The sequence below is a fragment of the Micromonospora sp. NPDC049359 genome (genome assembly GCF_044466585.1).
Lineage (GTDB): Bacteria > Actinomycetota > Actinomycetes > Mycobacteriales > Micromonosporaceae > Micromonospora.
The window spans coordinates 54,921-67,724 of record NZ_JBITMW010000018.1 but is presented as its reverse complement, the minus strand read 5'-3'; the positions used below and the strand labels follow the sequence as shown (position 1 = coordinate 67,724).

11 protein-coding genes are annotated in these 12,804 nt (G+C 72.8%); 7 read left to right on the top strand and 4 right to left on the bottom strand.

Going from position 1 to position 12,804, the window contains the following annotated elements:
* The first annotated feature begins 26 nt into the window (after window positions 1–26).
* The gene (locus tag ACIBTX_RS30920) at window positions 27–1,301 is read left to right on the top strand and encodes a glycosyltransferase 87 family protein (RefSeq protein WP_357122474.1); all 1,275 of its coding nucleotides are present in this window, start codon (window positions 27–29) and stop codon (window positions 1,299–1,301) included.
* Here ACIBTX_RS30920 and ACIBTX_RS30915 read toward each other — a convergent pair.
* Window positions 1,200–1,751, bottom strand: a complete 552-nt coding sequence (locus ACIBTX_RS30915; protein ID WP_357175164.1) for a GNAT family N-acetyltransferase — start codon at window positions 1,749–1,751, stop codon at window positions 1,200–1,202. The genes ACIBTX_RS30920 and ACIBTX_RS30915 overlap by 102 nt on opposite strands.
* An 80-nt stretch (window positions 1,752–1,831) precedes the next feature.
* On the opposite strand from ACIBTX_RS30915, the gene ACIBTX_RS30910 reads away from it, so the two are divergent.
* The 5 genes from ACIBTX_RS30910 to ACIBTX_RS30890 all read left to right on the top strand — a co-directional run bounded on the left by ACIBTX_RS30910 (window position 1,832) and on the right by ACIBTX_RS30890 (window position 7,629).
* Window positions 1,832–3,061, top strand: a complete 1,230-nt coding sequence (locus ACIBTX_RS30910; RefSeq protein WP_357122480.1) for a DNA glycosylase AlkZ-like family protein — start codon at window positions 1,832–1,834, stop codon at window positions 3,059–3,061.
* A 4-nt stretch (window positions 3,062–3,065) separates the two neighbouring features.
* Window positions 3,066–3,647: a DUF2752 domain-containing protein gene (locus ACIBTX_RS30905; RefSeq protein ID WP_396833347.1), complete on the top strand. Its 582-nt coding sequence runs from the start codon at window positions 3,066–3,068 to the stop codon at window positions 3,645–3,647.
* 526 nt (window positions 3,648–4,173) lie between these two features.
* Window positions 4,174–4,914 carry an FAD-dependent thymidylate synthase gene (thyX, locus tag ACIBTX_RS30900; protein ID WP_210786506.1) on the top strand — a complete coding sequence of 247 codons (741 nt, stop codon included), beginning with the start codon at window positions 4,174–4,176 and terminating at the stop codon, window positions 4,912–4,914.
* 47 nt (window positions 4,915–4,961) lie between these two features.
* On the top strand, window positions 4,962–5,888 hold the full coding sequence (dapA, locus tag ACIBTX_RS30895; RefSeq protein ID WP_357122483.1) for a 4-hydroxy-tetrahydrodipicolinate synthase: 927 nt from the start codon (window positions 4,962–4,964) through the stop codon (window positions 5,886–5,888).
* 52 nt (window positions 5,889–5,940) lie between these two features.
* A complete protein-coding gene (locus tag ACIBTX_RS30890; RefSeq protein ID WP_357122486.1) occupies window positions 5,941–7,629 on the top strand; it encodes a ribonuclease J in 1,689 nt (562 codons plus the stop codon).
* 168 nt (window positions 7,630–7,797) lie between these two features.
* Here ACIBTX_RS30890 and ACIBTX_RS30885 read toward each other — a convergent pair whose 3' ends face one another.
* Together ACIBTX_RS30885 and ACIBTX_RS30880 are read right to left on the bottom strand one after the other, a co-directional pair.
* Entirely contained in the window at window positions 7,798–9,357 is a 1,560-nt protein-coding gene (locus ACIBTX_RS30885) for a YbjN domain-containing protein (RefSeq protein ID WP_396833353.1), read from the bottom strand.
* 95 nt (window positions 9,358–9,452) lie between these two features.
* Window positions 9,453–9,923, bottom strand: coding sequence for a YbjN domain-containing protein (locus tag ACIBTX_RS30880; RefSeq protein ID WP_355051666.1), 471 nt, complete (start codon window positions 9,921–9,923; stop codon window positions 9,453–9,455).
* Between the two features lie 113 nt (window positions 9,924–10,036).
* On the opposite strand from ACIBTX_RS30880, the gene ACIBTX_RS30875 reads away from it, so the two are divergent.
* Entirely contained in the window at window positions 10,037–12,490 is a 2,454-nt protein-coding gene (locus tag ACIBTX_RS30875) for a DNA translocase FtsK 4TM domain-containing protein (protein ID WP_357122490.1), read from the top strand.
* A gap of 66 nt (window positions 12,491–12,556) precedes the next feature.
* On the opposite strand, the gene ACIBTX_RS30870 is transcribed toward ACIBTX_RS30875, so the two are convergent.
* On the bottom strand, window positions 12,557–12,802 hold the full coding sequence (locus tag ACIBTX_RS30870) for a hypothetical protein (RefSeq protein WP_357122493.1): 246 nt from the start codon (window positions 12,800–12,802) through the stop codon (window positions 12,557–12,559).
* Window positions 12,803–12,804: the final 2 nt, after the last annotated feature.

Genomic DNA, 12,804 nt, shown 5'->3' with positions numbered 1-12,804 from the left:
GCCTACGCAGGGCGGGGGAGGCGGCGGTGGCGCAGGGTGCCAACAGGACGGCCGTGCAGGTCGTCGGGGTGGTGGTGCTCGCCGTGGCGGTCACCGCGTTCCTCTCCGTCGCGGCCGTACGGCACGGCTTCTTCGACCTGAAGGTCTACTACGGCGCGTTGACGTGGTGGGTGCACGACGGTGGCGAGATCTACGACTACCTCAAGCCCAGCACCCAGTACGGCTTCACCTACCCGCCGTTCGCCGCGCTGGTCATGCTGCCGATGGCGTACCTGCCGTGGACGGCCGCGATCGTGGTGAGCGTGCTCGCCAGCGTGGCCACCACCACCGTGCTGATCTGGTGGTTCGTCGACCCGATCGCCCGGCGGGCCGGGTGGACCCGCTGGTTCGCCCTCGCCGTGGCGCTCTGCCTGGCCGCCGCCTTCGAACCGATGCGCGAGACGATCAACTTCGGGCAGGTCAACACGCTGCTGCTCTTCCTGGTCGCGGTGGACCTGCTCCGGCTGCTGCCCGCCGGCAACCGGTGGGCGGGCGTGGGCATCGGGCTCGCCACCGCGATCAAGCTGACCCCGGGCATCTTCATCGTCTACCTGCTGGTCACCGGGCGGTGGCGGGCGGCGCTCACCGCCAGCGGCGCCGCCGCCGCGGTGACCGTGCTGGCCGGCGCGCTCTTCCCGGACGCGTCCCGGGAGTTCTGGACCGAGGCGCTGTGGAACACCGCTCGGGTCGGTGAGTTGGCCTTCGTCTCCAACCAGTCGCTGCGCGGCGTGGTCGCCCGCCTCGACCCGCGGCACCCGAGCACCCTGCTCTGGCTGCTGCTGGTGCTCGGCACCCTGGCGCTGTGGGCCTGGCGTTCCCGCGCGGCCGTCGCGGCCGGCGACGAGGCGACCGGCCTGGCCCTGACCGGCGCGGTGATGTGCCTGGTCAGCCCGGTCACCTGGGTACACCACCTGGTCTGGCTGCTGCCCGCGCTGATCCTGCTGGTCGACAACGCGATGGCCGCGCCGGCCGGCCGCCGCCGGCGCGTCCTGCTGATCGCCGCGACCATCGGGTACGTCCTGCTGATCAGCCGGACCGTCTGGTTCTGGGAGAAGGACTTCACCGGCGCGGACGGCTTCCTCGGCAGCAACGCGTACGTCTGGATCAGCCTGGCTCTGCTGGCCTTCCTGCCGATCCGCCGGTGGCTGACGCCGGGCGGGTCAGTCGTCGAGGCGTCCGGCGTACCGCAGCTCGACGAGCCCGACCGGCCCGCGCCCGCCGGCGAGCGGCACCTGGTAGGTCGACCGCTCACCGTCCGGTGACAGCCCGGCCCGTTCGTAGAACCGGCGGGCCCGCCCGTTGTCGGCCAGCACCCACAGCCGGTAGCCGGTCCAGCCGCGCTCGACGAGACCGGCGCGGGCGGCCGCGAGCAGCGCGGTGGCTGTCCCGTCACCCCAGAACGCCGGCTCGACGTAGAGCGCCAGCACCTCGCCGACGCTCGGGTCCAGGTCGTCCCGGTCCTGGTTGCGGCGGTACGGCCCGAAAGTGGTGAAGCCGATGGCCAGCCCGTCCACCTCGCCGAGGAGCGTGGTGAACGGGTGCTCCGGGTCGGCGGTGCCCACCTCACGGCGGCGCTGCGCCCAGGCCGCCACGTTGAGCCGGCCGAGCACCTCGTCCGGCATGAAACCGGCGTAACCCGACTGCCAGCCGTGCACGTGCACCCGGGCGATCGCCTCGGCGTCGTCCGGCTCCTCCCGGCGGATGGTCAGCATTGCACCGTTCTATGCCCCCGTGACGGTCGGAGTCCAGCTTCCCGCACCGACGTCGTACCGATGATTTATCGTCGCCGACGATGGCCGCACCGGATTCACTCTCGCTCGCGCAGGCCCGGCGGGTGGCGCTCGCCGCCCAGGGCTTCGCCGACCCGCCGCCGACCGGCGTGCCCACCCGCCGGCACCTGCGCCGGGTCCTCGACCGGGTCGCCCTGATCCAGATGGACTCGGTCAACGTGCTGCAACGGGCGCACTACCTGCCGCTCTACAGCCGACTCGGTCCCTACCCGACGACCTTGCTCGACCAGGCCGCCTACCGCCGCCCGCGCGACCTGTTCGAGTACTGGGGCCACGAGGCGTCCCTCGTGCCGGTCGGGCTGCACCCGCTGCTGCGCTGGCGGATGGCCCGGGCTCGCAGCGAGGCCTGGGGTGGCATGCGGCGCATCGCCCAGGAACAGCCGGACCTGGTCGCCTGGGTGCGCGACGAGGTGGCCGCCCGGGGTCCGCTGACCGCCGCCGAGATCGAGCACGACGCGCCCCGGCAGACCGGCAACTGGGGGTGGAACTGGTCGGCCGTCAAGCAGGCGCTGGAGTTCCTGTTCTGGGCGGGTGAGGTGACCGCCGCCGAGCGCAGCACGTCCTTCGCCCGCCGCTACGACCTGCCCGAGCGGGTGCTGCCGGCGTCCGCGCTGGCCGCGCCCACACCGACCGCCGCCGAGGCGTACCGCGGTCTGGTGGCCCTGGCCGCGCGGTCGCTCGGGGTGGCCGCCGAGCCGGAGCTGCGCGACTACTTCCGGCTGCCGGTCGCCGGCGCCCGCCAGGCGGTCGCCGAGCTGGCTGAGGCCGGCGAGCTGGTGCCGGTCACCGTGGCGGGCTGGCGGCAGCCGGCCTGGCTGCACGCGTCGGCACGGCTGCCCCGCTGGGTCCGGGGCAACACGCTGGTCAGCCCGTTCGACCCGCTGATCTGGGAACGTGCCCGCACCGAGCGGCTGTTCGGCTTCAGCTACCGGATCGAGATCTACGTGCCGGCGCCGCAGCGGGTCTACGGCTACTACGTGCTGCCGTTCCTGCAGGGCGACCGGTTCACCGCCCGGGTCGACCTGAAGGCCGACCGCAGGGCCGGGGTGCTGCTGGTGCCGGCCGCCTGGCTCGAGCCCGGCGCCGACGCGGGGGACACCGCCGTGGCGCTCGCCGCCGAGCTGTACCGGCTGGCCGGCTGGCTCGGGCTGGACGCGGTCGCCCCACCCGCCGCCGGTGACCTGGCCGGTCCGCTCACGGCCGCCCTGGCGAGCGTGTCGGGTGTACCGTGAACGCGTGACGAGCGTTCCCGGACCGGTCGACCAGTCACCGCCCACCGTCGGCGCCGTCCACACGGTGCCCGCCCCCGATGCTGCGCAGAACGGATGGTCGGCGGAGCCGCCCGTCGGTTACCACTACCCGACGCCCGAACCCGACCGGCTCACCCGGCTCGTCCTGCGGATCCACGAACGTTCGCCGCGCTGGGCCGTGCCACTGGCCGCGGTCGGCTGCGTCGGGCTCGGCATGGCCTACGCGCTGGTGAGCAACCCGACCCACGCCGACCCGGACGCCGCGCCCACCTGCATTCTCAAGCTGACCACCGGGTTCGACTGCCCGGGCTGCGGCGGCACCCGCGCGCTCTGGTACGTGCTGCACGCCGACCTGCCGGCCGCCGCCCGACACCACTTCCTGTTCGTCTTCTCGCTGCCCTTCCTGGCGTACCTCTTCGTGGCCTGGGCGGGCAACCAGGCGTTCGGCTGGCGGCTGCCCGAGCTGCGGATCAGCCCCAAGGTCATCGGCGGCTTCATGGCCGCGTGGCTGGCGTTCACGGTGGTGCGCAACCTGCCCTGGGCGCCGTTCACCTCGCTCTACGTCTGACCGCAGGGCTCTTGCGTCTGACCGCAGGGCTCTTCGTCTGACCGGGCTGCTCTTCGTCTGACCGGCCTGCTCTTCGTGTGACCGGGCTGCTCTCACGTCTGGCGCCGCTGCTGCCTGACGCGGCCCTGCCCCGACCCGTTCGCCAGCGGGAGGCAGGACGTGGTGGCGTGTCCCTGTCGAGCTGCCCCAGATGTGGGGCGCCAGAGGACGGTAGCGGCGGCACCCCAAGCGAGGGCGTGGGCGCTGCGGGGTGTGCGCTGCGTGCGTGCTGCGGGCGGGCGCTGTGGGGTGGGGCTGCTCCGGGGTCGGTGGGGTGGGGCCGGTGCGCTGTGGGTGCCGGTTCCGTCGGCGGGAGAGAGCCCTTGGCCGTGCGGCTCCTGCCCCAGATTTGGGGCAGCTCGACAGGCTACGAGGGAGACCCACGGTTCCGCGGAGCCCTGGCACGGCTGTCGAGATCTTGGACACCAACGGTACCCGGTGATTCGGGAAGGGGCCGCCGGCCACTACAGTCCCAGGCATGCCGGAGATGGTGCAGCCCCAGGTCAAGTTGATCGCGTGGACCCAGTTCGCGGCCCCGGACGACGTGCCGTGGTCGACCGACGCCGAGGGCGGCCAGGCGCTGGCTGAGTTCGCCGGGCGGGCCTGCTACCAGTCCTGGAAGAAGCCGAACCCGGCCACGGCCACCAACGCCGGCTACCTGGCGCACATTCTCGAGGTGGGCCACCTGAGCGTGCTGGAGCACGGCTCGGTCACCTTCTACTTCACCGGGGTGTCCCGCTCCTTCACGCACGAGCTGATCCGGCACCGGCACTTCTCGTACTCCCAGCTCTCGCAGCGGTACGTCCCCGAGCGGGACGCGGCCATGGTCGAGCCGGCGGTCATCGCCGACGACCCGGAGCTGCACAAGAAGTTCGTCGAGGCCGCCGAGGCGAGCGTGCGGGCGTACACGGAGCTGTTGGAGGGTCTGGAGCAGCGCTTCTCCGACGAGCCGAACCCGACGCTGCGCCGCAAGCAGGCCCGGCAGGCCGCCCGCGCGGTGCTGCCGAACGCCACCGAGACCCGGATCGTGGTCTCCGGCAACTACCGGGCCTGGCGGCACTTCGTCGCGATGCGGGCCACCGAGCACGCCGACGTGGAGATCCGCGAGCTGGCCGTGGAGTGTCTGCGTCAGCTCCAGGGGGTCGCCCCGAACGTCTTCGCCGACTTCGTGATCACCACGCTGCCGGACGGCACCGAGGTGGCGGCCAGCCCGCACGAGGCGTCCTGAGCCCTTCCCCGGCGGGCTCCGGCTGGTCGTCCGCTAGGTTGGAGGGTATGACGCAGGACCACCCCGACGCCGCCGCCCGACCGGTGTCCCGCCCCTTCGGGCGGGTGCTCACGGCCATGGTGAGCCCCTTCACCGCCGACGGCTCACTCGACCTCGACGGCGCCGCCCGGCTGGCGAGCCACCTGGTCGACGAACAGGGCAACGACGCGCTGGTGGTCAACGGCACCACCGGCGAGTCGCCGACCACCACCGACGCGGAGAAGGAACGCCTGATCCGGGCCGTGGTCGAGGCCGTCGGTGACCGTGCCCGGGTCGTGGCCGGTGTCGGCACCAACGACACCCGGCACACCATCGAGCTGGCTGCCGCCGCCGAGAAGGCCGGCGCGCACGGTCTGCTGGTGGTCACGCCGTACTACAACAAGCCGCCGCAGAGCGGGTTGCTGCGGCACTTCACCGCCGTGGCCGACGCCAGCGGACTGCCGGTGATGCTGTACGACATCCCGCACCGCTCCGGTGTGCCGATCGACACCGAGACACTGGTCCGACTCGCCGACCACGGCCGCATCGTCGCGGTCAAGGACGCCAAGGGCGACCTGATCGCCACCAGCTGGGTGACCAGCCGGACCGGCCTCGCCTACTACAGTGGCGAGGACGCGCTCACCCTGCCGGCGCTGGCCGTCGGATGCGTGGGCGTGGTCGGCACCTCCACGCACTTCACCGGGGCGCTGACCGCACAGATGATCCAGGCGTACGACGCGGGGGACATGCCCACCGCGCTGGCCCTGCACCGGCGGCTGCTGCCGCTGTTCACCGGCATCTTCCGCACCCAGGGCACCATCCTGGTGAAGGCAGGTCTGGCATCGCTGGGCCTGCCGGCCGGTCCGGTGCGACCCCCGCTCGTGCACGCCACCAACGACGAGATCGCCCAGCTGCGCGCGGACTTCGCGGCAGCGGGCCTGGAGCTACCCGAATGATCGAACGACACGACGGACGCCGAGTGACGGCGTCGCAGAATGAGGTGGACGCGTGACCGAGGCGCACATCGAGGCGGAACTACCCCCGCCGCTGCCGGAAGGTGGCCTGCGGATCATCCCGCTCGGCGGGCTCGGCGCCATCGGTCGGAACATGACCGTCTTCGAGTACGACGGCAAGTTGCTGATCGTCGACTGCGGGGTGCTCTTCCCCGACGTCGAGCAACCGGGCGTGGACCTGATCCTGCCCGATTTCGGCCCGATCCTGGACCGGCTGGCCGACGTGCAGGCGATCGTGCTGACCCATGGCCACGAGGACCACATCGGCGCGGTGCCGTACCTGCTGGCCCACAAACCCGACATCCCGCTGGTCGGCTCGCAGTTCACCCTCGCCCTGGTCGAGGCGAAGCTGGCCGAGCGGCGGATCCAGCCCTACACGCTGACCGTGCGCGAGGGCGGCCGCGAGCGGCTCGGGCCGTTCGAGTGCGAGTTCTTCGCGGTCAACCACTCCATCCCGGACGCGCTCGCGGTGGCCATCCGTACCCCGGCCGGCCTGGTGCTGCACACCGGCGACTTCAAGATGGACCAGCTCCCGCTGGACGGCCGGATCACCGACCTGGCCGGTTTCGCGCGGCTCGGCGCCGAGGGCGTCGACCTGCTGCTCTCCGACTCCACCAACGCGGAGATCCCCGGCTTCGTCACCCCGGAGCGGGAGATCGGGCCGGTGCTCGACTCGATCTTCGCGAAGGCGAAGGGTCGGATCATCGTGGCCTCGTTCGCCTCGCACGTCCACCGGGTGCAGCAGGTCTTCGACTCCGCGCTGGAGCACGGTCGCAAGGTCGCCCTGATCGGCCGGTCCATGGTCCGCAACATGGGTATCGCCCGCGACCTCGGCCTGCTCAACATCCCGGCCGGCCTGGTCATCGGGATCGAGGAGGCGACGACGCTGCCTCCGGACCAGATCGTGCTGATGTCCACCGGGTCGCAGGGCGAGCCGATGAGCGCGCTCGGTCGGATGGCCAGCGGCGACCACCGGCACATCACCATCGCCCCGGGGGACACCGTGGTGCTGGCCTCCTCGCTGGTGCCGGGCAACGAGACCTCGGTCTACCGGGTCATCAACCGGCTCGCCCGCGCCGGGGCGGTGGTCGTGCACAAGGACGTCGCGAAGGTGCACGTCTCCGGGCACGCGCCGGCCGGCGAACTGCTCTACCTGCTCAACGTCGTCCGGCCCAGCAACCTGATGCCCGTGCACGGCGAGTGGCGTCACCTGCGGGCGCACGCCCGGCTGGGCATCGAGTCCGGGGTCGCCCCCGACCGGGTGGTGATCTGCGAGGACGGCGACGTCGTCGACCTGGTCGAGGGCCGCGCCAGCCTGGTCGGGCACGTGAAGAGCCGGTACGTCTACGTCGACGGCCTCGCCGTCGGTGACGTCAGCGAGTCGCTGCTCACCGAACGGCGGATCCTCGGTGACGGCGGGTTCATCGCCACGACCGTCGTCGTCGACTCGGTCACCGGCAAGGTGGTCGCCGGTCCGACGTTGTCCGCGAAGGGCTTCTCCGAGGACCCGGAGGCGTTCAACCCGGTGATCCCGCTGGTCACCGAGGCGCTCAACCGTGCCGCCTCGGACGGCATCACCGACCCGCACCAGCTTCAGCAGATCGTCCGGCGGACCGTGGGGCGGTGGGTCAACGACGCGTACCGACGGCGGCCCATGATCGTGCCCACCGTCGTCGAGGTCTGACGCACGCGTGACCGGGCCGGTCGCCGACGTCCCCCGTGGATGTCGGTGGCCGGCCCGGATTCTGTTGCGGACCACGGCGGTACCACAGCCGTTGCGCACGTCCGGTTGCGCGCTGTCGGATGTCGCACAGTCACCCGTCGGGCCGCAACCTTCGGGCCCGCTCGCGGGTCAGGGCAGGGCGGCGACGGCCTCCGCGTACGCGACGCCGGTGGCGATGGCGGCGTCCACCAGCACCCGCAACTGCGCCGGCGCGACCCCGTGCGCCAGGTCGGTGGCCGCGTCCCCGGCGAGCACGATCTCGCTGTCGAGGTCGTGCGCGTACGCCTTGGGCAGCAGCCGGTCGTGGTTCCACGCGTTGCAGAAGGCGTACGCCTCGGACCGCCGCGTGGCCGGCAGCCGCCGGTCGGCCATCGCCCGGGTGTGCAGCACCTCGCCCCGCTCGCCAGCCCGTCGGAACTGGATCACCGCGGCGCCCCACCGGCCGACCACCGTGCCGTCGTCGTCGATCAGGTACCGGTCGCCGCGCCGGTCCAGGGTCGCGGTGATGAGGTCGGCGGTGAGCGCCATCAGCTCCCGCTCGGACTCCCCGTCCGGCCCGGGACCGGCGTCGTCCTCCTCGTCGGCGACGTCGCCGCCATCCGGCAGCGGCACCGCCGCCGCGGCGGGACGTTCGGCCAGCCAGGCCGCGATCCTGCCGGACTGGTGACCGGTGCCGTTGCGGGCGTCGAAGCTGCCGGCCAGGTCGGTGGCGAGGCCGAGCAGCAGCGCGCCGAGCGTCGACACGTCCAGTTCGGTGGCCGGACGCTCGCCGTACGCCGGGCGGCGCACCCGTCGCTCGCCCAGCCCCGTCTCGTCGGCCAGCCCGCAGACCAGCGCCCCCGCCGCGGCGAACTCCATGGCGGCGAGGTCGTCGGTGGGCCGGTCCAGCCGGGGCAGCTGCTCGGTCAGGATGGCCAGCCCGCGCTCCAGATGCCCGCCGAGCGCGCAGAACCGCAGGTGGGTCGCGAGATGCCCGAACGCGGCGCGCTCGCGCCGGTGCCGCCGGTACGCCCGCACGTGCGCCGCCGCGGCCTCCTCGGCCGCGCCGAGCCGTAACCGTGGCAGCAGTCCGGCGACCAGCGCCCGCTCGGGCTGGTCGGTGCAGGCCGGGGCGTCGGTGTCGTACGCCTCCAGCTCGGCGCGGGCCTCCCGCCACTCGCCCCAGCCGGCCAGCAGTTCCGCGCGGCGGGCCGGGGCGCAGCCGGGGCACCCGCCGGCCGGACCGCCACGCGTACCCGCCCACTGCCGGTAGAAGTGCCGGGCGGTGGGTTCGTCGCCCAGTTGGTCGGCGATCCGGCAGCGCAGTTCGGCGACGGTCGGCCCGTCGAGCCCGCCCGTCCCCACCCGCTCGGCCAAATCGGTCAGGAGTAGTCGGGTCTGGTCCAGCCCCACCCGGGGGGTGCCGAGCAGCGCCTCCACCGCGTACCGCTGGTAGCGCGTCAGCAGCACGGTCTCGGGGTCGCCGAGCAGCGTGGGCCACCGGTCGGCGGCGGCCCGGCAGCGCCGTACCGGCTCGACGATCCGCCACCGCTCGCCGTGCAGCAGGTACGCCTCGATGAGCGCGAACCTCGCGTCCAGCGCGGACCGGGCGTCCGCGGCGGCGTCGGCGCGCTCGGCGACCCGTTCCAGCGCGGCCAGCCGGCCGGACCCGTCGGGCAGGTCCCGGGCGTCGGCGAGCGCGGACACCAATGCCGGGACGCGCTGCCCGACACCCCGGCCGCCGTCTCCGCTGGCGGGCGCGTGCGCCCGGTCGGTACGGCTGCCCGTGGTCTCCTCCCGGCCGGTCACGTCGACACCGCGCCGGGCAGGCGACCGACCGCCACGGCGAGTTGGCAGCCGGTCGTGATGCCGCAGTCGAGCAGTCGGTCGAGCTGGTGGGGCGTGACGCCACGTTCCAGGTCGGTGATCACCTCACCGTGGATCCGGGCCCGGCCGGCGTCGTCGACGTGCACGAACGCCTTCGGCCAGAGCCGGTCGTGGTTCCACGCGTTGCAGAAGGCGTACAGGTCGGGCACCCGTTCGATCCCGAAGGTCGGCGCGACCATCGTGCGGACCTGGAGCAGCTCGCCATCGGCGCCGAGGCGCAGGAACCAGATCAGGTTGTCGTCGAAGCGTCCCACGAGGTCACCGTCGGGGGCACGGCCGACCGGGCGGCCGCGCGCGGCGAGCACCGCGGCGATCAGCTCGCCGGTCAGCGGGCGTACCGCACCGGGGTGCCCGGCCAGCGGATCGTCCTCGATTCCCGGCGACGCCATCGGGCATCCCTTCTGAGGCGGATATCACGACCGGCGGCGGGGTCCGTGCTGCGACGCGCGGACACGACCCGGAAAAGCGGCGATCTGCCCGGCCCCACCGTTACCGTGACTCTATGGCGGGCCGTACCTCTCAGGCGAGCCGGCGACGCGGCGCGTCGCCGCGCGGTGGCACCAACAGCCGTGCCCGTCAACCGGCGAAGAAGACCCGGGCACCGGTACGGCGACGCACCACACCCGCCCGTCCGGGCCCCGCCGTCTACGTGGGCCGCGCCGTCGGTGCACTGTGGATGGGGCTGGCGCACGGGATGGGGTGGGCGGTGCGGGCCGCCGGCCGGCAGGCCGCCTCCGCCCGCGACCTGGACCCGGAGCACCGCCGTGACGGGGCCGGACTGCTGCTGTTCGGGCTGGCCCTGCTCAGCGCCGTGGCGCTGTGGTTCTCCGGCGCGGGCCCGGTGGGCGCCCGCCTGGCCGACACGGTCCGGCTGTTCCTCGGCGCGATCTCCGTCGTGGTGCCGGTGCTGCTGATGATCGGGGCGTGGCGGCTCATGCGTCAGCCGATCGATCCGGAGCACCGGGGTCGAGGGCTGATCGGGTGGGGTTCGCTGCTGGTGTCGACCGCGGCGCTGCTCCAGATCGGCCAGGACCCGGTGGACACCGTGGAGCGTGACTTCGCCGGTGGCCTCGTCGGCGCCGGCGTGGGCGGGCTGCTGGAACGGGCGGTCACCGCCTGGGTGGCCGTACCCCTGCTGGTCCTGCTCCTGCTCTTCGGCCTGCTCGTGGTCACGGCGACGCCGATCAACAAGATCCCGGAGCGGCTGGGCCTGCTCGCCGGAGGGCTGGTCGCGTCTCCGGAGAGCACCGAGGAGGACGACGAGCCGGTCGCGCGGCCCGCGCGCAGGCGTCCGTCGAAGCGGATGCCGCCACCGATCGACCCGGACGACTTCGAGGACACCGAGGGCGCGGACCTCCAGGAGACCATGGTGTTGCCGCGCAAGGCCCCGGCGAAGGTGCCGGCCAGCCGCAAGCCGGCCGAGCCGCCCGAGCACTCGCCCGCGCCCACCCGCGCCGAGCAGCTCGCGTTGACCGGGCTGGCCGGCGACTACACCCTGCCGCCGGCGAACATGCTCAGCGGCGGAGCCGCGCCCAAGACCCGCAGCAAGGCCAACGACGAGGTGATCGCCGCGCTGACCGGCGTCTTCGACCAGTTCGACGTGGACGCCGCCGTCACCGGCTTCACCCGGGGTCCGACGGTCACCCGCTACGAGGTGGAGTTGGGGCACGGCGTCAAGGTCGAGCGGATCACCCAGCTCTCCCGCAACATCGCCTACGCGGTGAAGTCGCCGGACGTCCGGATCCTCAGCCCGATCCCGGGCAAGAGCGCGGTCGGCGTGGAGATCCCGAACACCGACCCGGAGAACGTGGCCCTCGGCGACGTGCTGCGTTCGCGGGCGGCGACGAGCGACCACCATCCGATGGTGGTGGCGCTCGGCAAGGACATCGAGGGCGGCTACGTGGTGGCCAACCTCGCGAAGATGCCGCACATCCTGATCGCCGGGGCCACCGGCGCGGGCAAGTCGTCCTGCCTCAACACCCTGCTGGTCTCCGTGCTCACCCGGGCCACCCCGGACGAGGTGCGGCTGCTGCTGATCGACCCGAAGCGGGTCGAGATGACCGGCTACGAGGGCATCCCGCACCTGGTCACGCCGATCGTCACGAACGCCAAGAAGGCGGCCGACTCGCTGGACTGGGTCGTCCGCGAGATGGACATGCGCTACGACGACCTCGCGGCCAACGGCGTCCGGCACATCGACGACTTCAACCGCAAGGTGCGCAACGGCGAGATCAAGGCGCCGCCGGGCAGCGAGCGGGAGATGCGCCCGTACCCGTACCTGCTGGTGATCGTGGACGAGCTGGCCGACCTGATGATGGTCGCGCCGCGTGACGTGGAGGACTCGGTCGTCCGGATCACCCAGCTGGCGCGGGCCGCCGGTATCCACCTGGTGCTGGCCACCCAGCGGCCCTCGGTCGACGTGGTGACCGGTCTGATCAAGGCGAACGTGCCGTCCCGGCTGGCGTTCGCCACCTCGTCCCTCGCGGACTCGCGGGTCATTCTCGACCAGCCGGGCGCGGAGAAGCTGCTCGGCCGGGGTGACGGGCTCTTCCTGCCGATGGGCGCGTCGAAGCCGGTCCGCATCCAGGGCGCCTGGGTCACCGAGCGCGAGATCGCCGACGTGGTGAAGTTCTGCAAGGACCAGCGTGAGCCGGAGTTCCGGCCGGACGTGCTGGCCCCCGCCAAGGACAATCAGAAGAAGATCGACGAGGACATCGGCGACGACCTCGACCTGCTGGTGCAGGCGGTGGAGCTGGTGGTCACCTCGCAGTTCGGCTCCACCTCGATGCTCCAGCGCAAGCTGCGGGTCGGTTTCGCCAAGGCGGGCCGGCTCATGGATCTCATGGAGACCCGTGGGGTCGTCGGGCCGTCCGAGGGGTCGAAGGCGCGCGACGTGCTGGTCAAGCCGGACGAGCTGGAGGAGGTCCTGGTCGGTCTGCGCGGCGACGTCGACTGACCACTCGCGACCCCGGACACCCGACGGGCCCGCCGGATACCGGCGGGCCCGTGACGTCGGGGTGGGTCAGTTGTTGATCAGAGCCGCGACGACCACCAGGCCGATGATCGCGGCCACGCCGCTGGCCGCGGCGGCGTACCAGCCCAGCGGCTTGTCACCCAGGACCGCGCCGACGATGCCGGCGATGATGCCGAGCACGCCGAAGATGATCGGGTTGAGCAGCAGGGCGAGCACCGCGAACACGAAACCCACGATGGTGAGGATGCGGGCGGCGTTGCTGCGCGGGCGGGCGGTGGTGGGGATGTCGGCCATGT

Coding starts and splice junctions, on each gene's coding strand:
- ACIBTX_RS30915 (WP_357175164.1), bottom strand. CDS start 1,751: ATGCTGACCATCCGCCGGGAGGAGCCGGACGACGCCGAGGCGATCGCC.
- ACIBTX_RS30910 (WP_357122480.1), top strand. CDS start 1,832: ATGGCCGCACCGGATTCACTCTCGCTCGCGCAGGCCCGGCGGGTGGCG.
- thyX (WP_210786506.1), top strand. CDS start 4,174: ATGGTGCAGCCCCAGGTCAAGTTGATCGCGTGGACCCAGTTCGCGGCC.
- dapA (WP_357122483.1), top strand. CDS start 4,962: ATGACGCAGGACCACCCCGACGCCGCCGCCCGACCGGTGTCCCGCCCC.
- ACIBTX_RS30880 (WP_355051666.1), bottom strand. CDS start 9,923: ATGGCGTCGCCGGGAATCGAGGACGATCCGCTGGCCGGGCACCCCGGT.
- ACIBTX_RS30875 (WP_357122490.1), top strand. CDS start 10,037: ATGGCGGGCCGTACCTCTCAGGCGAGCCGGCGACGCGGCGCGTCGCCG.
- ACIBTX_RS30870 (WP_357122493.1), bottom strand. CDS start 12,802: ATGGCCGACATCCCCACCACCGCCCGCCCGCGCAGCAACGCCGCCCGC.